Annotated in this window: 17 protein-coding genes; 8 read left to right on the top strand and 9 right to left on the bottom strand. The window is 43.1% G+C overall.

Annotation, left to right across the window (positions count from 1 at the left end; genetic code table 11):
• The first annotated feature begins 113 nt into the window (after positions 1-113).
• The 6 genes from HXY43_RS19955 to HXY43_RS19930 all read left to right on the top strand — a co-directional run bounded on the left by HXY43_RS19955 (position 114) and on the right by HXY43_RS19930 (position 8,811).
• On the top strand, positions 114-1,622 hold the full coding sequence (locus HXY43_RS19955; protein ID WP_290886625.1) for a NarK family nitrate/nitrite MFS transporter: 1,509 nt from the start codon (positions 114-116) through the stop codon (positions 1,620-1,622).
• A 747-nt stretch (positions 1,623-2,369) separates the two neighbouring features.
• Complete coding sequence (locus tag HXY43_RS19950) at positions 2,370-4,616, top strand: molybdopterin oxidoreductase family protein (RefSeq protein WP_290886662.1); 2,247 nt, start codon at positions 2,370-2,372, stop codon at positions 4,614-4,616.
• A gap of 495 nt (positions 4,617-5,111) precedes the next feature.
• Complete coding sequence (locus HXY43_RS19945) at positions 5,112-5,564, top strand: phosphate-starvation-inducible PsiE family protein (protein ID WP_290886622.1); 453 nt, start codon at positions 5,112-5,114, stop codon at positions 5,562-5,564.
• A gap of 87 nt (positions 5,565-5,651) precedes the next feature.
• A complete protein-coding gene (locus HXY43_RS19940) occupies positions 5,652-6,104 on the top strand; it encodes a nitrate reductase associated protein (protein ID WP_290886618.1) in 453 nt (150 codons plus the stop codon).
• A gap of 146 nt (positions 6,105-6,250) precedes the next feature.
• Positions 6,251-6,853, top strand: coding sequence for a DJ-1/PfpI family protein (locus tag HXY43_RS19935; RefSeq protein WP_290886615.1), 603 nt, complete (start codon positions 6,251-6,253; stop codon positions 6,851-6,853).
• A 581-nt stretch (positions 6,854-7,434) separates the two neighbouring features.
• Complete coding sequence (locus tag HXY43_RS19930; protein ID WP_290886612.1) at positions 7,435-8,811, top strand: PrsW family glutamic-type intramembrane protease; 1,377 nt, start codon at positions 7,435-7,437, stop codon at positions 8,809-8,811.
• A gap of 217 nt (positions 8,812-9,028) precedes the next feature.
• Here the strand turns inward: HXY43_RS19930 and HXY43_RS19925 are convergent, their stop codons facing one another.
• The 3 genes from HXY43_RS19925 to HXY43_RS19915 all read right to left on the bottom strand — a co-directional run bounded on the left by HXY43_RS19925 (position 9,029) and on the right by HXY43_RS19915 (position 14,162).
• Positions 9,029-9,706 (bottom strand): hypothetical protein, encoded by a 678-nt coding sequence (locus tag HXY43_RS19925; protein ID WP_290886609.1) that lies wholly within the window; start codon positions 9,704-9,706, stop codon positions 9,029-9,031.
• Between the two features lie 375 nt (positions 9,707-10,081).
• Positions 10,082-11,659, bottom strand: coding sequence for a CHAT domain-containing protein (locus HXY43_RS19920; protein WP_290886606.1), 1,578 nt, complete (start codon positions 11,657-11,659; stop codon positions 10,082-10,084).
• Between the two features lie 136 nt (positions 11,660-11,795).
• The gene (locus HXY43_RS19915) at positions 11,796-14,162 is read right to left on the bottom strand and encodes a protein phosphatase 2C domain-containing protein (protein ID WP_290886603.1); all 2,367 of its coding nucleotides are present in this window, start codon (positions 14,160-14,162) and stop codon (positions 11,796-11,798) included.
• Between the two features lie 478 nt (positions 14,163-14,640).
• Here HXY43_RS19915 and HXY43_RS19910 point away from each other — a divergent pair, with 478 nt between their 5' ends.
• A complete protein-coding gene (locus tag HXY43_RS19910; RefSeq protein WP_026732008.1) occupies positions 14,641-14,910 on the top strand; it encodes a hypothetical protein in 270 nt (89 codons plus the stop codon).
• Between the two features lie 45 nt (positions 14,911-14,955).
• Here HXY43_RS19910 and HXY43_RS19905 read toward each other — a convergent pair whose 3' ends face one another.
• The 3 genes from HXY43_RS19905 to HXY43_RS19895 form a co-directional block, all read right to left on the bottom strand.
• Positions 14,956-16,329, bottom strand: a complete 1,374-nt coding sequence (locus HXY43_RS19905) for an esterase-like activity of phytase family protein (protein WP_290886601.1) — start codon at positions 16,327-16,329, stop codon at positions 14,956-14,958.
• Between the two features lie 114 nt (positions 16,330-16,443).
• Positions 16,444-16,827 (bottom strand): NAD(P)H-quinone oxidoreductase subunit M, encoded by a 384-nt coding sequence (locus tag HXY43_RS19900; RefSeq protein ID WP_026732006.1) that lies wholly within the window; start codon positions 16,825-16,827, stop codon positions 16,444-16,446.
• Positions 16,828-17,136: 309 nt separating this feature from the next.
• The gene (locus HXY43_RS19895) at positions 17,137-17,319 is read right to left on the bottom strand and encodes a hypothetical protein (RefSeq protein WP_290886598.1); all 183 of its coding nucleotides are present in this window, start codon (positions 17,317-17,319) and stop codon (positions 17,137-17,139) included.
• An 804-nt stretch (positions 17,320-18,123) separates the two neighbouring features.
• Here HXY43_RS19895 and HXY43_RS19890 point away from each other — a divergent pair.
• Positions 18,124-18,402, top strand: a complete 279-nt coding sequence (locus HXY43_RS19890) for an Npun_R1517 family heterocyst differentiation transcriptional regulator (RefSeq protein WP_026732005.1) — start codon at positions 18,124-18,126, stop codon at positions 18,400-18,402.
• A gap of 588 nt (positions 18,403-18,990) precedes the next feature.
• On the opposite strand, the gene HXY43_RS19885 is transcribed toward HXY43_RS19890, so the two are convergent.
• From HXY43_RS19885 to glpX, 3 genes are all read right to left on the bottom strand, one after another.
• Positions 18,991-21,966: a UPF0182 family protein gene (locus HXY43_RS19885; protein ID WP_290886594.1), complete on the bottom strand. Its 2,976-nt coding sequence runs from the start codon at positions 21,964-21,966 to the stop codon at positions 18,991-18,993.
• Between the two features lie 131 nt (positions 21,967-22,097).
• On the bottom strand, positions 22,098-23,384 hold the full coding sequence (locus tag HXY43_RS19880) for a glutamyl-tRNA reductase (protein ID WP_026732003.1): 1,287 nt from the start codon (positions 23,382-23,384) through the stop codon (positions 22,098-22,100).
• Between the two features lie 142 nt (positions 23,385-23,526).
• A complete protein-coding gene (gene glpX, locus HXY43_RS19875) occupies positions 23,527-24,564 on the bottom strand; it encodes a class II fructose-bisphosphatase (RefSeq protein ID WP_290886590.1) in 1,038 nt (345 codons plus the stop codon).
• Positions 24,565-25,091: the final 527 nt, after the last annotated feature.

Genomic DNA, 25,091 nt, shown 5'->3' with positions numbered 1-25,091 from the left:
AGGGGCCCCCTCTGGGATTGGGGGCTGTGGGAGAGTGGTGGAATAACCACTAACAACCAACCACCAACAACCAACCACCAACAACCAACCACCAACAACCAACAACCAACAGAATGCTGAAAGGATTATTTTCATTCAACGGTCGCTACCGCATCTTACATTTGACTTGGTTTGCTTTTTTTCTCACCTTTGTCTGCTGGTTTAACTTTGCTCCCTTTGCGACAACCGTTGGCAAGCAGCTAAATCTAGCGCCTGAGCAAATCAAAACTTTGGGTATCTGCAACCTTGCCCTAACGATTCCGGCACGAATTGTCATTGGTATGCTTCTGGATCGTTTTGGCCCCAGAATTACCTACTCAATGCTGCTAATGTTTGCTGCTGTTCCCTGTTTAGCTACGGCCCTATCACAGAATTTTAGTCATCTAGTCATTAGTCGCCTGCTAATGGGAATTGTTGGTGCAGGGTTTGTCGTAGGCATCCGCATGGTGTCGGAATGGTTCCCTCCCAAAGAAATTGGCATTGCCCAAGGCATTTATGGCGGTTGGGGTAACTTTGGTGCTTTTGGGGCGGAGTTTACCTTACCTATGATTGCAGTTGCTGCCAGCCTTATGACTGGTGGTGCTTCCAATTGGCGATTTGCGATCGCCCTCACAGGAATTATCGCGGCAATTTACGGTGTAATTTATTACAATAGTGTTCAAGATACACCTCCTGGCAAAGCCTACAAACGACCCAAGAAAAATGGTGCTTTGGAAGTGACCAGTGTTAAAAGCTTCTGGGCAATGATCATTTCAAATTTTGGGTTGATTTTCGCCTTGGGTTTATTAGCTTGGCGCTTAGAACAAAAAAATATTCACTTCCTAACTCAGAGCCAAATGTATCTGGTGTGGATGATATTAGCAGCCTTATTTGCTTACCAAACTTACAAAGCTTATCAAGTTAACAAAGAACTTTTAATTGGCAAGAAAACTTACGCACCTTCTGAACGCTATCAGTTTAGCCAAGTAGCCTTACTCGAATTCACTTACGTGACTAACTTTGGTTCTGAACTAGCTGCCGTTTCCATGCTACCTGCGTTCTTTGAAAAAACCTTTGGTCTAGAGCATGTCGTAGCTGGGATGATTGCCGCCTCCTATCCATTTTTAAACTTAATTTCTCGTCCTAGTGGCGGCTTAATTTCTGATAAGTTCGGCTCCCGTAAGTGGACTATGACAATTATCAGCGCTGGCATCGCTGTCGGCTATTTGATGGCACATTTTATGAACCGTAGCTGGCCCCTTCCCTTAGCAATTGCAGTCACTATGTTTGCTGCTTACTTTGCCCAAGCTGGCTGTGGTGCAACCTACGGTATTGTACCCCTAATTAAAAAGGAAGCTACTGGTCAAATTGCAGGCAATGTCGGAGCTTACGGTAATTTTGGCGGCGTTGTTTATCTAACAATTTTCAGCTTAACCGATGCACCTACACTCTTTTCCACAATGGGTATAGCGGCTATGGTCTGTGCTTTTATGTGTGCCTTCTTCCTCAAAGAACCCAAAGGCTCCTTTGCATCTGCCTATGAAAGTGAATCACCAGAAGAGACAACAACTCCAACAACTCAAACCATCCTAGCAGAAGAATAAGATGAGGATTAAAAGTTAAATTATCAATTCAAAATGATGAATTTTTAGTAATCAAAAGCCCGCTCATTTAGCCAGTGGGCTTTCTGCCATATTTTTATTTTTCATCTCAAAAACTACTGATTGTTCATGGCGAACTTGTCGCACCAAGACTCCGCGCGACGGCAGTCGCTACAATGGGGGAAACCCCCAAGGGCGCGCTGCCTCCCCTCTGCGTTAACCTCTGCGACTCTCTGCGTTTTAAATCCCTACGCCTTTACGCAAAGCTGTAGTTAGTTTTGATTAAAAATGTGAAATGAATCATAGTATCAATTTTAAAAATTATATGTAAGCTAAATAATGAAAAAGTCAGCAAATTTTGATAAATAAAATACTTGTTTATATCGATGCAATAATAGCTGAAACAACTGAATCAATAATTGTAGAGATTGCATAGCTAAAAACTATATATGAAATCAGTAAAAATAACATAAAAACCATCCAAAATGTATCGTGATGAACATTTTATTGATCTGATTTAATATCTAATGATTAAAAATGGTTTTATGTGCTTTTGCTCAAAACTAAATAAGTAATTTTGGCAATTTTTAGTAGCTTGCATTATCAATTTTTATCAATCTTCAATTCAAATAATTTCTGATGCGATTCGTTGAATACAAAGGTTTGTAAATCGTGCAATTTACTGGCATTTTCCCTCTACAAACCTTGAATTTCAACATAGAGAAAATCCGTGAATACGGTGTAACTACTATGACTGAATTTACCAAAACTCTCTGTCCTTACTGTGGTGTGGGCTGTGGATTAGAAGTCTCGCCTCCTGCGCAACCAGGCAAAGCAACTCATCGAGATAGCCAAGGCAACCCGATTTGGCGGGTGCGGGGCGACAAAGCGCACCCATCTAGTCAAGGTATGGTTTGCGTCAAAGGTGCAACGATCGCCGAGTCTTTAGATAAAAACAGACTGCATTATCCGATGGTGCGAGACTCCTTGGATCGGGAGTTCCGGCGTGTTAGTTGGGATGAAGCTTTTGATGTTATCGTCAAACGGATTCAAACCGTGCGTTTCACTCAGGGGCCGGAAGCTATATGCATGTATGGTTCCGGTCAATTTCAAACTGAAGATTACTACATAGCCCAAAAACTTTTGAAAGGATGTCTGGGCAGCAATAACTTTGATGCTAACTCTCGCTTATGCATGTCTAGTGCTGTAGCTGGGTACATCCAAAGCTTTGGCTCAGATGGCCCTCCTTGCTGCTATGAAGACTTAGAGTTAACTGATTGTGCGTTTTTAATTGGCACCAATACGGCGGAATGTCACCCCATCGTTTTCAACCGATTGGAGAAACATCACAGAAAGAACCGCAAGATGAAAATGATTGTGGTCGATCCCCGTCGAACACCCACAGCAGAAGCAGCCGACTTGCATTTAGCGATTCGTCCCGGTACAGATATCGACTTATTGAATGGCATTGCTCACTTGTTGATGCGTTGGGGCTACATTGAAACTGGGTTTATTGACGAATGCACGAGTAACTTCCCTGCGTACGCTGAAGTGATTCGGCACTATTCTCCAGAAGTAGTGGCTCATCAATGCGGGATCGATATTAAAGATTTAGAAACAGCAGCTAGGTACTGGGGACAATCGCAGCGGGTGCTGTCCTTGTGGTCAATGGGTGTGAATCAATCCTCAGAAGGTACAGCGAAGGTCAGAACTATTATTAACCTGCACCTGATGACCGGACAAATAGGCAAGCCAGGGGCGGGGCCTTTTTCGCTCACAGGTCAGCCAAACGCAATGGGAGGAAGAGAAGCCGGAGGTTTGGCGCACTTATTACCTGGTTATCGCTTGGTGAAAAATCCTCAACACCGCGCTGAAGTAGAAGATGTTTGGGGTCTCAAGCGTGGGCAAATTTCGCCCAATCCCGGTCTGACGGCTTGGGATATGATTACTGGATTAGAAGATGGCACTGTGGGCTTGCTGTGGATTGCCGCTACTAATCCGGCGGTGAGTATGCCGGACTTGGAACGAACAAAAGCAGCATTGATGCGATCGCCCTTTACTATCTACCAAGACGCTTATTACCCGACAGAAACAGCTGCTTATGCTCACGTCCTGCTACCAGCAGCCCAGTGGAGTGAAAAAACTGGCGTCATGACCAATTCTGAACGAATGGTGACGCTGTGTCCAGCATTTTGCCGACCACCAGGAGAAGCTAAACCAGATTGGGAAATCTTTGCCGAAGTTGGGCGTCGGTTAGGTTTTGTAGGAGAGTTTGCCTTTGCTAACTCCGCCGAAGTTTATGCAGAGTTTGTCGAACTGACTCGCGATCGCCCTTGCGATATGACAGGGTTAAGTCATGAACAATTGCGTTCACAAGGCCCTACTCAATGGCCGCACCCCGGCGAAGAGATGGGGAGATGGGGGGATGGGGAGAAGACTTCACCCCATCACAAAAGTCCCACCACCCCATCATCTAAAAGGCTATACACCGATTTGCGCTTTTATACCCCTGATGGACGTGCCCGGTTTGCAGCCTACCACTCGCGAGGACTGGCAGAACCACCAGATCCTAATTATCCCTTTGTGCTGACAACTGGGCGACTTTACGGACATTGGCACACCCAGACGCGCACTGGTCGCATTGAAAAAACTCGCCAGATGCACCCCGAACCTTTTATTGAGATTCATCCCCGTGATGCTGCTGGGTTGGGAATTACCGATAACCAGTTAGTGGAAGTGCGATCGCGCCGAGGCAAAGCTAAGTTTCCAGCGAAAATTACAAAGGCGATCGCACCTGGTACGGTGTTTGTCCCCATGCATTGGGGCGCACTATGGGCAGATAACGCAGAAGCCAACGCCCTTACCCACCCAGAATTTTGCCCCGACTCACTGCAACCAGAATTAAAAGCTTGTGCAGTGCAGTTAGTACCAGTTACTGTGGAGTTAACAGTTAAGGATTATTTATCAGCTTCCCATACTGTTTTAAGGGGGAGTTAAAACACTCTCTGAATAGAACTCTGTCAAATAAACGTATTTTTGAGTTTATTAACTACAAATTTGTCATGGATAAAAATTTATCCATAACAAGTTTTAATTTTTAAATTTAAGAATTGATTTGCTGTGGAGCAGCATCCAAGCTTGCTAGGTTATCTGGTAGGTAGAGATGCGTTTGATGTGGGAAGCTAGTACTCAACCACATCAACTTTGTTGGGTGATGTGAGGTTCGTAGTGAGGGCTTTAGCCCTTACTACAAACCCAGCATACTTTGTGTAGCAAAGTACTAGCATTGAGTCTGACTGAAAAAAGCGGTGCGGGTTAGTAAAGCAATGGTATAACCTAGCTAATGCACAAAATTTGTGTATTGTCCAGTTATCTCAATTTATTGTTACCTAATCACTTTGCCCTACATTTTTTAGTACACCCCTTTTGATTTATAATCACAACAAAGTTATGTAGTTGCTATCACCATTTGTCTAGCATAAAGTGTAGCCGATGAGGAAACTATTCCAGCGAATTCGGGAAGCCAGCAAAGATGAAAAATTTATGCACCTAGTTGAAAACATAGAGGTGGTAGTCTCGAAAATTCTTTCTCTTTTGATGTTGGTGGTGATTTTTGTAGCGATACTTGATTTGGGTATTTTTCTATATAAAGAATTATTGAGTACTACCTACGCTAAATTTCATACAACATTATTTAAAATTTTTGGCTTATTTTTAAATATTTTGATTGCTTTAGAGATCTTGGAGAATATCACAGGTTATCTCAAAAAACATGTTTTACAAGTAGAATTAGTGATTGTAACTTCCTTAATTGCTGTAGCGCGTAAAATTATTATTCTAGATTTAGAGAAAGTACAAGGCATTGATATTATTGGTTTGGGAATAGCTCTACTTGCTCTTTCAATAAGTTATTGGATTATTCGTGCCACCAACGCCAAACATTAGTTAATACTTATTGGTTGTTTGTTGTTTGTTAATAGTTAATTATTGGTTGATTATTGGGTTTTATGAGTTCAATATTTACTCAAGGTTATGTCAGAATTCTTTCAATTTGAGGCGGATTTTGTTAATTCCCTGCGTTGCATTCCCATGCAGGTACGTTGCAAGCTCGATACTTGTGGCATTAAGCTGAAATTATCAGATTGGAACCACATGACTCAATTAGAGCGTCAAAACTTAGTTGAATTACCTTGCACTACAGAATCTGAAATTCAGGCTTACCGCAAGTATATCCAAGAATTGATTTTACAACGCACTGGTACACCTGCCGCTGAATTACCTGTTAAGGCTCATCCTGCATGGATGGATGCTAGTACTGTACCAAGTAGTGTTTATGAAAAAGCTCAAGAAGTAGGCGTTACCATCACTACTGAACACTGGTCAAATATCACTCCCTTGCAGCGTTTTGCCCTGATTAAACTTAGTCGTCCTGGGCATGAAAATAAAAACTTTATCCCGGCTTTGAAGGAATTTAATCTGCAATAAAATCAGGAACACTAAGACACTAAGACACATAGATAATATAAGAAGAGACGTAGCATTGCTACGTCTCTACATACCCGTGAATTGTAAATTCATCCGCATGATTCAGCAACGCCCATTTTTTACCATCAAAGTGAGGATATTAAAACATGGCTGCAAAGAAAATTCTTATGCTCGTTGGGGACTATGTAGAAGATTATGAGGTCATGGTTCCCTTTCAAGCACTGCAAATGGTAGGACACACTGTTCATGCAGTTTGCCCTGACAAAAAAGCAGGCGACAAGGTGCGAACTGCCGTTCACGATTTTGAAGGAGACCAAACTTATAGTGAAAAACCAGGTCACAATTTCACGGTAAATGCCACCTTCGATGAAGTAAACCCTGATACTTACGATGCTCTAGTCATCCCTGGAGGCCGCGCACCAGAATATATACGTCTGAATCAGAAAGTGCTAGAAATGACTCGTCACTTTGCCCAAGCAAACAAGCCCATCGCTGCTATTTGTCATGGTTTGCAATTGTTGGCAGCCGCAGATGTACTCACAGGAAAGAGTTGTACTGCTTACCCTGCCTGCGGGCCAGACGTGCGCCGTGCAGGCGGTACTTACGTAGATATTCCAGTGGATGAGGCAATAGTTGATGGCAATTTAGTAACCGCACCAGCTTGGCCTGCCCATCCTCGTTGGCTGGCGGAATTCCTAAAAGTACTCGGCACGAAGATTGAGCATCCCGAGATGGCTACAGTCAGTTAGGCGATATACACCAACCTCAAACTTACAACAATTTTCAACTGCGTAGAATCCAAAACTCAATTAGTTCTGTCGGATACCTTCCCCTATCCCTTGGGGAGGGTTGTATTCTATCCCTAGAAATGCTGTAATTGAAAGTCATATCATGTCCGCCTAATTAGTTATAATTCCTCCATCTGTGCAAAAATCGCAAAATCCTCTTTCCCCCTGCACCCTGCCCCTCTGCGGCCTTAATGATAAGTCTTTCACCGGACACGATATCATACCTACCCTTAGGGTGAGTGGAGGATAGGAGGATAAGGATATAATATGTTCCTTATCTTTTTTTACTATGTTTGTTGATTTGTACTTACTGAGACATACAAATAGAAAATAGTGATTAACCTGATTAATATTACACAACTGTACAGATTGAGAAGCAAGGAAAGCATTAAAGAGCAATTTATTTTGATTTTTTTAATTTCTAATTCCTAAGCGGAGAGTGAAGCTATAGTGGATTTAGCAATTCTGCTATTGATGTGGCTAAGGCTAAGTCCTACTGCCAATTATTTTCTTGAAACAGTTTAGCAACACCCTGCAACTCGATGACAGGCAAATACGCAAGACGAAATGCATTTCTGCGGCTAGTGTCTGGTAAAGAAGCAGCTTACGGGTCGGAATTTCGTTACTCACTGTTCCCCAGTAAAGAAGCAGTAATTGGACGCGACCCTAGCTGTCAAATAGTCTTGGATGCCATGATGTATCGCATGGTATCTCGTCGTCATGCGGTGGTTCGTCCTCTTCCTACTTCTCCAGATAGCGAATCTAGCTGGGTAATTTGCGATTTGAATAGTGCTAATGGTACTTATTTAAATGGACAACGCTTGCAGGGTTGTCAGCAATTGATGCCGGGCGATCGCATTACTCTCGGTTATGATGGTCCGGAATTACTGTTTGAGTACGAATTCAACCACCAATCTACTGTAATTGCATCCATCGCCGAAGCTACATCACTCCCACCAGCGGGAGGCTACCAAAAACCAACAGTACCAGATTCTTCGGTTAGCTTCACGCAACTGTTTCCGATTATTTCGACTGGTAAAGATTTAACTCGCAAAGCTTATCTCATACCGGGTGTACTTACGGTCGTTTTTGTAGTCCTGATGTTTGCCACAGTAGGCGATCCGCAAGCTAATCAAGTTATTGTGGGGACTTACATAGCGTCCGCTGCCTACTACTTTATTTATCAATTGTGTGGAAAGCGTAAGCCTTGGTGGGTGTTAATGTCTTCAGGATTGACAACGATGTTAATCCTGCTGAGTCCCCTATTAGATTTTTTTATTTTCTTCTTTCGCAACGTCTTGCCTGGTAGCTTACCCTCAGATCAAGAAACTATCACCTTCACAGAGCTACTGATCCGGTACTTTTTTGGTGCTGGTTTGATGGAGGAATTACTGAAAGCATTGCCATTACTGTTATCGTACACGGTTTCTAGGGGACTGCGCTCACCGTGGCGAGAACGTATCGGTGTCTGGGAACCTCTAGATGGCATTCTTCTGGGAACTGCTTCTGCTGTAGGCTTTACTCTATTGGAAACATTGGGGCAGTATGTACCGCAAATTACACAAAATGTCTCAATACAGTCAGGGGATGGTGCTGGTCAACTAGCAGGATTGCAACTGTTAATTCCCCGTATTTTAGGTTCTGTAGCTGGACACATGGCTTACAGTGGCTACCTGGGCTATTTTATCGGGTTGGCTGTTCTCAAGCCCAGAAAAAGCTGGCAGATTCTGCTGATTGGATATCTTACTTCTGCCGGACTCCACGCTTTATGGAATGCCACAGGAACTCTTAACGGCTTATTACTAGTGGTTGTAGGTGTATTATCTTATGCTTTCTTAATGGCTGCAATTCTGAAGGCACGCGCATTGTCACCTACACGAGAGCATAATTTCGCTACCCGCTTTCTCGATCCTAAATAAGCAAAATAAATTAAGATTTAGGAATTAATCAAATTTTTCTGTCTTTAGATAGATGACGCTCGTTTTGCGATCGCTTAACCTATTGTTTACAGTGGCAGGCTTATACCCTAAGCTAAAATCTTCAAAAGACTTGCAATCCAAGCGTCACTTGCCACCTAAAGCTACTTGCCACCAGAAGAATTGGAATTGGATCAAACCAGAAAATAAAAATTTGAGTTTAGGCTTCACCTTCAAAGCTATCCAGTTTCCGCAAAGCGTAGTAAGCGATCGCCAAACTAGCTCTTGCCTGTTCGATTTCAGATAAATTCGCCCATTCTTGTTCGCTAACTTGATTGAGTACGGTTTCTTCTCCATTTTGTGGTTCGCTACCCCGCATTGCGTAGGCGTAGGGACGAGCTAAGACCAACCAAACATCTTCTCCCAAACCGGGTAGTAAAGCTTGAACGCACTCCACTAGCCATTTTGCCGTTAATTGTGTGTCAGCAAAAACATCAGCAGCTTTGGTGTGTTTGGCAGCAAAAACATCAGCAGCTTTAGTGGCGATCGCCTTCAACCAATCTTGCGGTACACGAGCAGCCAAACTTGTTTGTAAACTTTCTTGAAGTCTAGCTACGAGATTATAGTTTGTATTACAATTGTAGTGCTTGGAATTAGAAACCCATAGCGTCTCTATTTCGTTGTAAAAAGCTTGCGATCGCGTGGTCAAATCATCTTCCAGCGCATCTGCAAGTAAGAACTGCTGTTCGAGTTGAATAAAATATTCTTCTGAGTATTCATCAGCTGGGTTCCAAGGATAAGTACCATCCTCTGGTTGCAGCAGTGCTTCTAAAAATTCGAGTTCCATTTGAGAAGGTAAAGTTTGGAAATTGTCTGAACCTTGAATGTGCTTAGCCATGTGTCGCCTCCCGATTAATTCATTTGTTGTATTTACAGCTACAGCAGCTAGTTTCTAATTTCCGCACGCAAAATATAATTTTGCTAAGTTTATCTGTAGGTTTTTTGCTAATAACTGCAACAGAAATCACCGTTCTTAGAAGAGGGGAAACTCGACACCCTCGCTCCCTTTGGGAGTAGGGATTAGGGGAGAGAGAGAAAAGTTTAGATCTAGAATGTTCTTTTTTACTTTTGCCTCTTGCTGGACTGCCTCTCCTACCTTTAGGATATAGCGATCCTAAATCAGTTGTGAAAATCTCTCTGCGCCTGGTACGCTTAGTTTACTCAAAGTCTATTTTCACTTTGCAGATCGGACTGCTATAGCAGCCGACCTGTACTAGGAATCTTCAATCATAAACTCCCAAGAGTGACTTCTCATGCTACCAAACTTTAACTGCATTCCTGGTTCTAGGAGTACCTCCTGGCGATGGATTTGCTGCCAACCCTGAGGACGCAAAATCCAAGTTGTACCGTAAGTAGAGTTTTCTCTTAGATAGTACGTTCGCACAGGAGTGGGACCGCTGAAAGTATTGCGACACAAGATTTCAGCATGGCGCTTAGAAACTGTTGGTTCTTGAATGACAATATGATTGTCTGCCGTCCGACCAATGCGGGTGACACCAGTCTCTAGTGTATAAGTGATACCATCCGACTTTAAGCAGGCAGTAGGAAGCAGGGAAGCAATACCAGGTATAGAGGTTTCTGGTAGTTCTGTGATTCCCTCGTCGTAACTCCTAATTAATTCGCCTTCAAATTGTGGATGTTGGTACAGAACCGGTAGTGTCCAAGCTGGTTGATTGAATTTATATACTGTCAACAGGTGTTGTCTTGCTTCTGCCACGGCGTGATCGATGGGCAGTCGTTTTCGCAAACCTTGAACAAAGGTATGAATAAAGGAAAGGCTTTCCTCATGAGCGATTTCATCCCGCATTCCTAAAACCGCAGGCACACCATTCCGGATCAGCACTTCTGCTAGACTACTGCAAGGTATGGCTTGACCGTTCACAGCAGCGGGCTGCGCTCCCCAACAGGCATTGAAAACTGCCAGTTTTACACCTACACGGGTTAAAACTTGTGCTAGTTCCATGCCATTAAGACGCATATCAGGTTGTAAGAGTAAATACCCTCCGTCCGGTCCTCGCAATCCGTGACCGGCATAAAAGAAGATGTTGTAAGTTCGCGTTTCTAGCTCTTGAATTAACTTCTGCGGGGTTGGCTGTAAAAGTGTATTGACGATGCAAGGGGCATATCCTTGAGCATTGCTGCCCATAATAGAGCCATCGGCAAGGGTTTGTTCCAAGATCGCAGTTCTTTCTTGATCCAACTGGAGATTCTCATTTGCTCCCAAAACTAGCAAGATATTTAAAGCTTGATCGGTTCGCAAAGATGGCAGGGGTTCAACGTCACTAGTCGTACGACTAAATAGAATGTTTTGGGACAGCGATATTGCCGACTGACCTGGTTCGCGCTGCATAATTTCCCAAGGCAGGGCGATCAAATTCGGATCGCGAATTTCTAATCGAAAGCGTAGACGTGTATTCCGAGCCATAGCAAATGCACGGCTGCCTTCAAGACTATTTAGAATTGGGCCGTCAAATAGCCAGCGCCACAAACTAATTCCCAGGTATTGCATCAGGCGACTAGTGTAATTGGTCATCTGACCGGAAGCCGGTGGAAGCAACTCATTCGGGAGTGGGTTTGGAGTTTGAAACGTTGTTGCTGGGGAAATATCTATGCGAGTGTCAGGAGCAAACATTTGCTGCCATTCTCTCCAAGCTTGGGTCAACCCCACAGACCAGACGCAATCATGAATAACACGACCACCGGGATAGGGAGCATCAAAAACGCAAATAGCGAAATTATCAGGACCAGCTTTGACGAGACGGGTAATCGCCAAGTTTAAGGATGGAGTCATTACATAAATAACGTCAAATCAAAAATATTAAATAACAGCAGTTATAAATAGGCAAAAGTTTTTGCCTTTCTTGAATTTTTTGTTCTGGCTTTTACCAGTATTATTTCAGGTTTATACTAGTTTATCGAGTTTTTGACTATTCAGTGCTATCAGTGGAATTAGTGCCTTGTGGAGGTGACGACCGATCCAAGGGCGCAGGTGAAGGAACAGACTCTACCGATTCCTCTACGGGGGTGCTAGCAGCATTACTCAGCTGACATTGATTGGAAACCTCTGGTGGGGGTGTGGAAATATTCTTCAATGATTTTTGAAATTCAGACAAGCGTATCCTATATACTTCCCTCTGTTTGACAATAGTCCTGCTAACTACGGGAGTGGATGTGGGGTTGGGCGGATCTATGGATGAAGCCACACTCCCTGCAACAGAGCATACCCGCAGATACACCCAAGACTTAGGATTTGTTTGTTCTGGCTTTGGTTCTTGATTCGGATTAATAATTTGCAAAACACTACCAGCAGGTGCAATTGCTGGTTTTGGAGGCGACGTGGTTGTGCTTAAAAATAGTTGACTTGTGGTCTGAATCACCTGAGGGCGATCGCCCGTTGTTGGCGATACAGATGGGGTAGCACTAATCGGGTTACTTGATATCGGAGCGGGAAGGGGAACTCTTTTTCCTAAGATTCCTCCCTGACGCCCCCACAAAAATCCCAAGAAACCACCACCCACTACTAACGCCAAAAGGATAACCAACTGTAGCGGTACTGGCGATCGCTTACTAGGCGCTGTATCCGGCATTACTTGGGTTTTTTGGCTGTAGCTACTTCCTGACAGGGGTTGTAAGGTTGTGGGCGGATAATTTGCAGTTGGAATATCAGACAGATCGGGTAAGACTGCTTCTAGCTTTGTTTCTGGTTCAGAGTATTTGTATTGGTAGTGGACTAAGGCAATAGTGACATTGTCGTGTCCATTTTGCGTATTCGCAATTTCAACTAACCTATTTGTAATATTTACAACATCCGCTTTCCTGCTCAGGATTGGTAAGATTTCGGTTTCCCAATACTGTTCTACGCGGTCAAAGTCACTCAAACCATCAGAACAGAGTAGGAAAATACAATCTTCGTCAAGGATGAAGCGTTCGGCGGAAGGATGCAACGAAATACTCGGACTCATACCCAGCGCCTGCACCAAAGAGCCAGAAGCACCTTGTTGCACAGCATCCCGGTAGATGGCATAACCTAGCCGCACCTCCCGAGAGGCAACATCATCATCAAGGGTAACTTGGTAGCAGCCGTGACGCGTAATCCAGTAAGCACGACTATCACCAACGTGGGCAATGTACATTTCGTGACCTATGGGCAAAGCCATTACCAAGGTTGTTCCCATGCGCTGGCGTCCTTGTCGGCTTTCGCTGTCATTGCGCTGGCTGATTTTATCGTTGGCAACAGCTGCTGCTCGTTGCAAGTCTTCCAGTAGTAGATTGGGTTCAATATGGTCGTAAGGAACTTTAGTCAGTTCCTGTACCTGCTGCTGAATTGTTTCAATTGCCAAGTTGGATGCAACATTACCACCTTCGTGTCCGCCGATGCCATCACAAACAATCGCCAAAGCTGAGGGGTGGGGTGGTTTGCTCACCAAGCTACCGCTGGGTGGATAGCAGGCATCTTCATTGCGCTGGCGACTGGGCCCGGTGTCGCTTTTAGTAGCTATTGTTATGGTGGGAGATTGCGATCGCCCTAATTCTGTCAGTCCTTTATCTAAAACTCTCACTAATTGCTCTGCTGCTTGTATCTCTCCTTCAATCAAACAACGGCAAGTTTCGCTCAGAAATCCTGCTATTGCTGGTTTTGCTCCGCTCAGCAACTGCTGCCAAAACTCCCCTAATTGAGACAAGCTTGGTAGAGAATCTTCCTGAAAATGCAATTCCAACAACCGCACTAACGACCCTTCTACTCTTAATATATGGGGATCGAGTAAGCTAGAGGCCACACCTTCACTAGCCAGGGGTTGCCAAAGTTGTGCTATTTGCCACAGCCAATTAAGTTGGCGCATTGATGTAGCATCACGCCAAGCGGTGGTGAATTCGCTACACAACTGCACAGTCAATGAGGCTGTTCCATCTAAGATCTTGATCGGAGGTTTTTCTAACAATAATATTTCTCGTGCCTGTCCTCCATTAGATACAGACAGCACTCCATATACCTGCGGTACATGCAAGCGATAGGGAATAAGCCTTAAATAAGGTCTGATTGCCTGTAATTTTTCTGGATCTGGCGTTTGAGGTAAAAAACCTGGTTTAGTATCTAAAATAATAGACTTATCTATAACTAAATAGCGAGTGGCTAATATCTGTCCCGGATTACCCAGGTTCAGACCATCTGCCACCGCCCAGAGGAAGCGTTTGGGTAAAGGTGTAGAGCATCGCTGGCAGAAATTGTGGGTAAGGGGGTTGGGAGCCTGACAAATTTCATTTGGGCAATAAAGCGTAGCCGCGTCATTTTCCATAATTTTCCCACCGATCAGCGATTGGCAATTTCTTTAAAAGCATTGGCAGCAGTACTTTGAACCGCTCATGTTTTTTTTAACTTGATATATCCAACTTTTGGATCATGATTTTAACTTATAGATGAATCTAGGTGCGAAGGTGCGCCCAAACAATAATTTTATTAGTCCATCCCACACTAACTCTGTGGGCTGCTCCATTACTAGAGCGACTCAACTCACAGCTTGCCATCAAACCATAACGCCATTACAACTACACTGCTTGCTTAGACTAATTACCCCATAAGAAAGAGGAGAACATACTAGTCTTTCTTTTAGTTTATAAGGTAGCAAGGCGTTAATAAACATTAAGTCAACAATGAAGACAGCTAATAGCTAGTCTTCAAATGCTATTAGCAATTTGCTATAGCCAAGATATAAGTTTGTTGCTCCGCCTGCTAGGTTAACTGCAAATTTAACATATTTACTCTGTGAAAGTGTAATGGAAGATAACAAAGAAAAAAAAATTCATCGCACTGCTAACCCTGGTGATGTAGTTTCTGAAGAATCGCAAACCGTTGAAGAGAAATCCCAACAACTTGCCGTAGATGCTCCCGACATTACCGGCGACCACATCCAAGTTCCGACATACTTTGTTGTAGATGAGCCTGATGATGAAAAAAAAGCTTTACATCATGTTAAAGATGCAGAAGAAATTTCAGATGTAATTCGACAAGCGCGAGTTGACGAAGACGGAAATCGGGTTTGGTAATAGTTAATTGTCCTTGCTCATTAGTCATTGGTCATTTGTGAAAGACTAATGACCAATGACTAATGACTCTTGACTAAGATTTAGAGGTTTTTCCAAGCGGATAAGAATAAATTCAGTATTATCAATCTGCTTGGGAGAACGCCCCATAGAATCGGCATAATTATTGTCGTTAATTATAAGCAGCGTTTTAGCATCTACAGGTAATACACTTTCTATAGTCACAAAGGGAAATGTAAATATACCTTTGCTTGCGCTATTACCACCAATTTTGTTGATGTCAGAAATTTTGAGCAAATCTACTAATAATTGTTTATCAACAAAACCATTTGCATCGATCTGTTTAATATTAATTTTATATAGGCGTTTAAATTTAGCGGGATATTTAAAGGCAGGATTATTTGGATCTCCCTGATGATGATCGCGCTCAATTACAATGTATTCATAATCATTAATAGCTGTAATTTCACCAATTGCATGGTTCTGATTTTCGAGCTTGTAAGAAAAAACTTTACCTGTATATTGTTTAGTAGCTAAATCAAATTCATGAATTAACAGGCGTTGCTTGAGAGAGTCATCCTTTAAAGATCCTTCTAAAAGTGCATAAAGTTTTGTACCACTGGTGTTGAGTGCCAAGCCTTCAAATCCTTTGGAACTTCCAATATTTGCAGCTGTAGTTCTTGCTTGTTGATTGGGTAAATTGGTAAATTCTGGATGGTCGGGGGACTTCACAAAATTTAACTTCCCGATACCCAAAAAGTTGGGCAAAGGAATAAGAGAATCCAGGAGTTCGCCATTTTTTCCTATATGCAGCAAAAACGGGCCAAACTCATCTCCTAACCAATAGCTACCGTCAGTTGCGCGTCGGAATGATTCAATATCAAAATCTCCCCCTGTCAACAAGCGATTTTTTTTGATTGCTGGGCTAACTGGGATAGTGCTACCTGGATAAAAAGACTGTTCCGCGACGATGGAGAAGTTAACTTTACGATTTTGATCGTTGATTTCTAAGAAGCTTTGCCGACTAAAGCTTGCAAGTCTTTCTCCAGTTTGGAAATTAACTGGAAAAACTTTACCTGTTGTAAAATCAGGCTCGACTGCATAAATACGCAGCACGTAGTCAGGTGAATTGGCTTTGCTGCCAAAACCATTATCTGAAATGACTAGGTAAGTACCTGCTTTTGGCCCTGCAATCACAGCAGAAAAGCCTTGAACAGGTTGGGCATTAACAAAAGGAACAGTGCGATTTGTTTTTTTGAATTGACCTGTAGTTGGGCCAGGGGCAAAGGTATCAGCACTCAAAACGGCACGTCCTACTAGTTCGGCAGCAAAGCAATGGGGATGGAGAAATAACAATAAAATGACAACAGGCTGCGGCAAGAGCCAAGCAGCCAGTTGTTTTGGAAGGTAGGGACAAAGCATTTGGGTAACTATATTATCGGTTTAATGCCAAGATATATCTCCTAATGCTTCGCCTGTACAGGAGTTAGGAGTGAAAAATTTATAATTCATAACTCTTAACTCATCACTCTTCACTCATGATTTCATTAATCCGTAACTCTCTTGATCGTCAGATGCTACCTGGGGAAGTCCCATGCTGTAGTTGGTAACGCGAGCAGAGAGATTATAGCTGATTTCGCCTTTTTGCAGGAGCGATCGCAAAAAATGTTCCAAGTCTGACCCGATGCGGCGTAAGTTGTAATCTGTCAGGTCTGCGCCACTAGATGCTTCTACTAGTTCATCAAATTTGCGATAAATCTTTTGTAGAGCATCTTCATTCCAGTTGAATTCGTTGTCTGGGTCAACATCCAACGTTAAGACCTGATTGCTGGGAACTAGTTCGCCATCCCGGTCAATTTCAGCCGCAAAAATACGGATATGCCGGGTTGTGGACTTGAGCAGCATTGGGTTGTCGTCCATAACGGTGTCGTCTGATTAAGGTTACAGCAGTTTCTCGTTTGAATAGAATACAAGCAAATTATGGAAGATGCCACAATCGGCGCTAATACACGATCAAGGCCTGACTTTTTGGGGTAGGGATAGTTCTATATTAATCTTTATTAGGGATGTGCATAAAACGAAATCATTACACTGAAATCATTACAGACTCTATTCCCAAGCTTGAATCCCTTTGAATCTTTAGCTAAGATGGCGGCCAAAACCTCCTAAACAGAAGGAACTATGTCTGTCTTGAAAATAGGGGAAAGGAGAAAGGGGAACGGGGAACGCTTAACAGGAAACAGGTATTTTATCCTTGGTTGTCAGATTTTCTCGTGATGACTGTCTTAAAAAATAAGGAAGCATGCAGAAGGTGAGATGGCGCGGTGAGTCCAGCACTGCGGGAGGGTAGACGCCCGCACCCGCACCTCCCGCTTCTCGTAGAGTCGGGCAGAAAGGATAGGATTTCCTCACCGACGTCTGCTTTGCCAGCGTAGGTAAAAAGTCCACTCATATCAATCATGCAGTTGAACTAATCCTGGAATTTGGGACTACAAGACCATTACCTTGACACTTTATATTACCCAAGGTTAGGCCTGTACATGCCGCAATGATTTGGAGAGACTGTGAATTTTCCTTTGATGAAAAAAAATCTTTATTAATCAGGAACACCTTTAAATGCATAACTGTCAAGTTTTTCGTACTTGTCCAGTCAGAAACGAACTAAAGCGACATAGTTGGCTGGAAAAATTTCAACTATGTCTATATTGTGTCAACAAAGAAAATTTTTACCTAATGATGACTTTGCTTATCAATCTTTCCTGTGTTGTTTGATGAAAAAAGAGTACATCTAGTGATTTTACGTAAATATGACGCAAGAACGTCTAGCTTTCATTATTTAAAGCAAATTCAGCGTTTTTACTTACGTATAACCACTAGTTTATAAGTAAAAACTCAAACTGTTATTGACGTGGAGATAAAGTTGATGTAAAAACCTTTAAAAAGCCAGAACAAGTTCTTACAAAAACTTTATTGTATACAATCTTAAAAACTGAATAATAGTTATGGCTTGGTTCGACCACAGCAATTGCTGCATACCCTGAACCTTGACATTGGAAGTCTAGCTAGAAACAATAGCAGGAGAAGCAATATGGAATACAAATTTCGTTCTAGGAAGGAAGAGGGTTAAAAGATTTTGAAGGAAAAAATATAGAGAATTTTTGCTAGAGATATAGCTCCTCACCTCTATCACCAAAAAGTAAAGGAATCCTAACAGCTATGAACTCCAAAGCATTACCGCGCCAATTAAGTAATATCGAAGTAGGTGTTTATGAATGTGAAATACATCTCAAATTTCGATTGATTGAGGAAAAAAGTTTATTGGGCGATCGCGACCAACTGTTGCAAGTACTGCTAGATGCTTTGACTGAAGGTTCTGACGACTTTCTGGAAACTCTGCAAGCTTCTGTGAAGACGCAGGAAATTTCAGAACTGAAAGCTTCACCGCAAATGCGACGCCAGTTAATGCGCCTGCGCAACTCCACCGAGAATGCTTAAAAGTTGGCGATCGCCACTAAAGGCTCAGATTGGGCAGAAAATAGTAAATTGCTGTTGAACTTTGTCCATAAGCTGATTTAATCTCTCGACGAGTTCGCTTTTGTAACCCGCTCGCATAGTTACAAGCTGGATCTGACCCGAATCTACGAGAAGCTAGATTACGGGAGTCTAAAGAAAGACACTATCGCGTTTTCAGTAGCCTTCACCCTTTGCATTACAGATACTTGCTGGATATTTACTAATGCAGTCAAACCTTGCTTTACAATCGGGTTTAAATTCTTAAATTTTATTTCCAGGGAATTGCTAGAACCTTTGCTCATCTTCCGTTTGCGGAGATACTAGGCAAGTAACTATTTTCGTTACATATCCTGCATCTGAAACTTTTTCTATTTTGTTAAGCAAAAAGGAAGGATATTGCAGAATTCAGAACTCAGAACTCAGGAGTAGAAATTCTGAATTCTGACTTCTGGATTCTGAATAAGAAGAATTTTTTACGAACTCTATTTTTTGAATGCAACACTCTGCTTCCGAGTGTGTTTCAATTCAACCTTCAATTCGCCACAGTTTTACGCAAAGCTGTACTTGGTTTTAATTTCCCTCCAACGGGCGGATAATTGCTGGAGAAGTCGGTTGCTCTGGCTGGAAGATAGCCCCAAGTGCTTGTTCTAAGGTTTCTGCCATAACAATTCGGTTTTCGTAAGCAACAATTACTCTCACAAAAGTAGGCAGGCTATTCTGTTCTGCTTCCAAATATAGGGGTTCGACGTAGAGAAGAGATTGTTCGATGGGAATCACTAAAAGATTTCCTTGAATTGCTCGCGAACCTTCGCGGTTCCATAGGGAAATTTGTTGAGAAATCACCGGATCTTGGTTTATTAATGCTTCAATTTGTTGGGTTCCGTAAACTAACAGTTGTTTGGGAAATTCGTATAGTAACAACTTGCCGTAGTTCTCTCCATCCGAACGTGCTGCTAACCAAGCAATTAAATTGGCACGTTGTACAGGCTTAAAGGGCAGGAGTAGAATGAATTCTTCTGTCTGTGCTTTTGGCAACTTCATGATCAAGTAGTAAGGTTCTACTAGAGGTTGTTCCCTGCCATAAATTTCTGTGGGTATCTCCCATAAATCTTCACGGTTATAAAACACCTGCGGATCGGTCATGTGATAAGTCAGCAGGCGTTCCGATTGAATTCTGAAAAAGTCTACTGGGTAGCGGATATGACTTCGCAGAGCTGCTGGCATCGCCTCCAATAGTTTGAACATCTGGGGGAAAATTTTTCCGAGAGTGGTGATAATTGGATCTGTTGGATCGGCAACGTAGAAATTGACCGTGCCATTATAAGCATCGACAACAACTTTGACGGAATTACGAATGTAGTTAAATGTATTCTTACCTGGGTCAGAATAGGGATAGCGATCGCTTGTGGTGTAGGCGTCAATAATCCAGTAAAGGTAAGTTGGTTCGCCTGTGATTGTTGTCCCTCCGCCCCTTGCAGCAACTAAGTATGGGTCACTATCGAAACGTAAAAAAGGAGCGATCGCTTGTATCCGTTCGCGAATATTGCGGCGAAACAGCAGCTTAGTTTGGGGAGTGAAATTGCGCGTCAGCAGCATTTGCCAATCTTTGAGATATTGGGCAAACAGCAAGCGCCGCCACACCGCACCGATGGGAATTCCACCTTGTCCATCGTAAACGTTATAGATATTTTCGTTACCACTGGGATAGTCCAATTCTTGGGTTCTTGTCCCCGTCATTACATAAGTGTTGCTAATTTCTCCGTAATAAATTCGCGGTTGACCAACGGGAATACTGGCACGAATTTCCTCTGTTGTGATTTGTAATGAACCTTGGCTGTCTGTATCCTCAACACCGATATCTTTGACGTAGTAATAAGGTAATCCACCAGGGCCGACAAGGTTCACTGGGCTAAGTGTAAATCCGTAACCATGAGTATAAATAAGACGTTTATTTACCCAGGTTTGTGCTTGCTGGGGAACATCACCATAGTCTAGTTCTCGTGCTGCAATGATAGTTTGTTGATATTCTGTAGTTTGAGTTTTAACATCCCGTAACAGGGTATAGCGGTCAATATCAGCATCGGGAAACTTGTAATAAGGTCGAATTTGTTGCAGTTGGCGGTTGGTTTGTAACAGGGGGCGGGTATCCCACAGGCGGATATTGCGAATTGTTTGCTGATTTTCCTTTAAATCAGCTGCTGTCAGTTGACCTCGCGGATCGAAAGTTTCTGCGTCAATAGCATTTAAATTAAATGCCTCGCGGGTAAGGGCTATGGTGCGGGCAATATAGGGTCTTTCTCTGGTTAGTTCATTTGGTTGGACAACTAAGCTTTGCACAATTGTCGGTAAGATTTCGCCAGAAGTCCCCGCCATTGCAATGTACAGTACCAGCAAGTAAACCAATTGGCGTGGGAAAGGAATTGGTCTTAATTTGGTTGTTTTCAGTCTAGATATGATAAATACTCGCCATAATAAATAAATTGCGATCGCCACTGCCAAAAGACTTAGTCCAGTATAAATTGGTAATTGCACCTTCACCTCTGTGTAGCTAGCGCCGTAATTTACCCCATAAGTGGAATACAAAAGTTTGTAGCGCAGCAGCCAATAATGCAAAGCTACAGCTAGCATGAGTAGGCTTGTCAAGGTGTTTAAATGAAGTCGTTGCGGTATAGAAAAGCCCGGAAACCATCCCTCACTTAAACTTTGAGGCGAACGTAAATAAATTAATACTACGGAAGCAAGACTGTATATCGAAATTCCCAATAACCAAAATTTCAATAGTTCCCAAATCGGCAGGGAGAATATATAAAAGCTAATATCCCGGTGAAAAAGAGGATCCGTGCTATTAAAACTAGTGGCTTGGAAATACTCTAGAACTACTATCCAACGTGCTGACAGCAAGAAAGCCAATAGCAAGCTAATTAACAGGGCGATCGCTCTTAACAAAAACTGATAATTAATTAAAACAGCGATCGTCAAAACTATCAGCAAAACCAACTGCACGATGGGAATGCTTATTTCCTGAGACTGCAACAGTTGGGAAAGAATTTGTAACTGGGGCGGTAGTTGCCAAGACGAAGTGGGAAGTTTAATATTTGCAAACCAAAGGTTTAAGGCTTGCTGACCGTAATAAATCAAAATTATCCCAGCCAAGGCACTCAATCCTATTACCGTTGGGATGAGTAAGTGCAGTCTTAGGGGAGAGGGAGTGGGAGGAGTGGGGGAGTGGGGGAGTGGGGGAGTGGGGGAGTGAGGGACTACGTAATTCTTTGTTCTCCCTATCCCCCTATCTCCCCATCCCCCCATCCTCTTGCCCAAGGAGGGGTGCTTTAGCCGATTAGCTATAACGAAATTGCCTAACAAAAAACTGATGGAGGTGAAAAAAGCGATCGCCCACAACCCCACTTGCGTTCCCAAGCGCAGCAAGAATTCTTGTAAATATCCAACTTCATCAAACCAAAAAATTTCTGCTGCTAGGCGTGAGGCTAATTCAAACAACAGCCACAAACCGAACAGCAGCGCAATTAATCGAAAAATTCGGTTCATATATATAGGGACTGGGGACTAGCGATTAGGGAATGGGGAATAGGTGAGGATAATGAATGATGAATGCTGAAAATTTCATAATTCATAATTCATAATTCATAATTTTTATTCCCTAGCCTCTAGAGCCTAATTCAGCTAAACTGTTCACCTGCATCTAAGTTAAACAACATTTGCAAGGCTTGCATACAACGACGTCTCGCCTCTACGTCTTGCTGCGCTCGTAGCTGCACCATCGGGTCATGTAAAATTTTGTTAACAATACCCCGCGTTAAAGCTTCGATTACCTCTTGATGTTTATCGCCGAATTCCGAACCCAATCGAGATAAAGCTTTTTCTAATTCTTGTTCCCGAATAGTTTCGATTTTGTTTCGCAGACAACTGATCGTGGTGACGGTTTCTAGCGATCGCCACCAAATATCAAAAGCTTCTACTTCTTCTTCTAGCAGTCCTTCAGCTTCCTGCGCCATCTTGCGGCGGCTTTCATGGTTTTGCGCTACTACTGCCTTCAAATCATCCACGTTAAATGCCTGCACCATTGCTAGTTCGTTAACATCTGCATGGACGTTGCGCGGCACAGAAATATCAATTAACATCAGCGCGCGGGTAGGTTCCAAAACAATTTCTAATTTGGCACGGTCAAGAATCGGCTCTGTAGAAGATGTACTTGTAAACACCAAGTCACATTCGGAAATTACAGTCGTCATTTCCGAGAGTGGATGAGTTTGGATATTGTGTTCCGGGAACTGCTTAGCTAATTCCTGTGCCCGTCCGACTGAGCGATTTAAAACACAAATTTTGACGGCACCTTTAGAAAGCAGATGTTGCACTAACAACCGCGACATTTTGCCGGCACCGAGTATTGCTACTCGGCAAGCAGCTAAATTTGCCATCTTCATCTGTGCCAATTCCACAGCAGCAGAACTGATGGAGACTGCGCCAGTACCGATGCTAGTTTCAGTACGTACTCGCTTACCGGCCGTAATTGCTTGTTTAAATAATCGATTCAAAATTGTTTTTATACCGTTGTATTGCTGTCCCAGTTTGTGAGTATTTTTCACCTGGGCTAAGATTTGACCTTCACCGAGTACCAAGCTATCTAAACCAGCAGCCACCCGCATCAAATGCATGACTGCATCTTGATGCAGCAACACAAATAGGTGTTGGCGTAGAGAAGGTACGGGTATTTTGCTGTGTTCTGAGAGAAACTGAGTTACTTCTCGGACACCTTGTTCGGTTTCTTCAGTAACAATGTAAATTTCTAAGCGGTTACAAGTGCTGAGGATGGCTACTTCTTCAAGATGAGGATAGCTAAGCAGATGTGCGATCGCACTTTCGGTCTGTGGTTCTGGAATGCTCAGCTTTTCCCGGACTTCTACTGGGGCTGTTTTATGGCTTAACCCCACTACTGCTATATTCATTTTGCTAAATCGTATTTACTAATGGGGGATTGGGGATTGGGGATTGGGGATTGGGAATAGGGGATTGGGTATAAGGAAACAACTTCTCCCTTGTCCTCCTTGTCTTTCCAGTTCCTGCTCGCCGATCCCCTATCCCTCAAAATTAGTGCAGTTGCAGAACCTTGGGTTCCTCAAACATGTGAATGGTATCAACAAATCGAGCAGTTTTCGACTGGTTGGAGATTACCAAGCTTTGAGTCCGTGCGCCTCCGCTGAAAAAGCGGACGCCTTGCATTAAGTTACCAGAGGTGATGCCGCAAGCAGCGAACAAGACTGTTTGACCAGATGCTAGTTCATGAGCATCATAGACCTTATCAGGGTCATTAATACCCATAGATTTCAGGCGATCGATGTTGGCTTCCTTGCTTTCGCCAATTAGACCAGTCTTGACGATTGCAGGATCGTAAATTAGTTGACCTTGGAAGTGACCACCCAAGGCACGCATTGCCGCAGCGGAGATCACGCCTTCTGGAGCAGCACCGATTCCCATCAGACAGTGAATGTTGGTTCCAGCGAAACCACAGGATAGGGCTGCACCTACGTCACCATCAGAAATCAGTTGGACTCTAGCTCCTGCTTCCCGGATTTCTTTGATGAGGTCGTTGTGGCGCTCGCGCTTCATCACCACTACAACGAGTTCTTCAATTGACCGTTCTAGACATTCGGCTAGAATCTTTAGGTTTTCAGTGGCAGACTTGTTGATGTCCACTTTGCCCTTGGCAGCTGGAGGAGCTGCCAGTTTCTTCATGTAGAAATCGGGAGCAGCAAACAAACCGCCTTTTTCGGAAATTGCCAATACAGCCATCGAGCCAGGTTGACCATATGCCACCAGATTAGTACCTTCGCAGGGGTCAACGGCGATGTCAATTTCAATTAGTTCATCGGGGTTGCAGAAATCCTTAGCATCTGGACGGCTGCAAATACCAACTTCTTCCCCAATGTAGAGCATAGGAGCATCATCACGTTCGCCTTCCCCAATCACAATGCGACCGCGCATATAAATTTTATTCATCCGCTCCCGCATGGCTTCTACAGCCACTTGGTCAGCGGTGTTTTTTTCGCCCTTGCCCATCCAACGAGCAGAAGCGATCGCGGCTTGCTCAACTACCTCAATAATCTCTAACCCAAGAGTATTTTCCACAGAGTCTGCCCTCTCGATAGCTTGATTTTGCTACTTTTCATCTGGTGATTTCAGTTTTACAGTCTACCAAAGGGCGGATACCGATGGAAACGTGGAAAATAGTCTGCACTGGCAGCTTTGTTAAGTTTTTATACTTACGGGTACGAAAAGTGTCAATAAACCTTGAAATTGCCGAAGTGGAAAGCAGTAACTTTTTCAACGTCCGCAATGGTAGCTTTAGATCATCTAGTGTATATTTTAGTCGGCAATTTAACGCTATTCCTTGCGTTTTAGTTTGAATTGAAACTCCAAGCATAATTCAACGCGAACTTCACCTCTAAATAGAAGGCACAGAGCAGAAGGTACAAGTGGAAAACTTCTGCCAAATAAAGTTTTGGTTTTATTGATTAATATTTTAACTTTATTAATTACAGCACTTTGCATGAAAATGAAGTACACCCTCACTTTTGACGGACATCCCTCTCCCAATATTGGGAGAGGGAAAGAGGGTGAGGGATTTGCTAACTGTACCTGATTCACTTGAAATT

The organism is Fischerella sp., from assembly GCF_013388695.1.
In the GTDB taxonomy this organism is placed as follows: domain Bacteria; phylum Cyanobacteriota; class Cyanobacteriia; order Cyanobacteriales; family Nostocaceae; genus PCC9605.
The sequence above is the reverse complement of the archived record's forward strand: the minus strand, read 5'-3'. Positions and strand labels throughout refer to the sequence as shown.

Coding starts and splice junctions, on each gene's coding strand:
- HXY43_RS19955 (WP_290886625.1), top strand. CDS start 114: ATGCTGAAAGGATTATTTTCATTCAACGGTCGCTACCGCATCTTACAT.
- HXY43_RS19950 (WP_290886662.1), top strand. CDS start 2,370: ATGACTGAATTTACCAAAACTCTCTGTCCTTACTGTGGTGTGGGCTGT.
- HXY43_RS19945 (WP_290886622.1), top strand. CDS start 5,112: ATGAGGAAACTATTCCAGCGAATTCGGGAAGCCAGCAAAGATGAAAAA.
- HXY43_RS19940 (WP_290886618.1), top strand. CDS start 5,652: ATGTCAGAATTCTTTCAATTTGAGGCGGATTTTGTTAATTCCCTGCGT.
- HXY43_RS19935 (WP_290886615.1), top strand. CDS start 6,251: ATGGCTGCAAAGAAAATTCTTATGCTCGTTGGGGACTATGTAGAAGAT.
- HXY43_RS19930 (WP_290886612.1), top strand. CDS start 7,435: ATGACAGGCAAATACGCAAGACGAAATGCATTTCTGCGGCTAGTGTCT.
- HXY43_RS19925 (WP_290886609.1), bottom strand. CDS start 9,706: ATGGCTAAGCACATTCAAGGTTCAGACAATTTCCAAACTTTACCTTCT.
- HXY43_RS19920 (WP_290886606.1), bottom strand. CDS start 11,659: ATGACTCCATCCTTAAACTTGGCGATTACCCGTCTCGTCAAAGCTGGT.
- HXY43_RS19915 (WP_290886603.1), bottom strand. CDS start 14,162: ATGGAAAATGACGCGGCTACGCTTTATTGCCCAAATGAAATTTGTCAG.
- HXY43_RS19910 (WP_026732008.1), top strand. CDS start 14,641: ATGGAAGATAACAAAGAAAAAAAAATTCATCGCACTGCTAACCCTGGT.
- HXY43_RS19905 (WP_290886601.1), bottom strand. CDS start 16,329: ATGCTTTGTCCCTACCTTCCAAAACAACTGGCTGCTTGGCTCTTGCCG.
- HXY43_RS19900 (WP_026732006.1), bottom strand. CDS start 16,827: ATGGACGACAACCCAATGCTGCTCAAGTCCACAACCCGGCATATCCGT.
- HXY43_RS19890 (WP_026732005.1), top strand. CDS start 18,124: ATGAACTCCAAAGCATTACCGCGCCAATTAAGTAATATCGAAGTAGGT.
- HXY43_RS19885 (WP_290886594.1), bottom strand. CDS start 21,966: ATGAACCGAATTTTTCGATTAATTGCGCTGCTGTTCGGTTTGTGGCTG.
- HXY43_RS19880 (WP_026732003.1), bottom strand. CDS start 23,384: ATGAATATAGCAGTAGTGGGGTTAAGCCATAAAACAGCCCCAGTAGAA.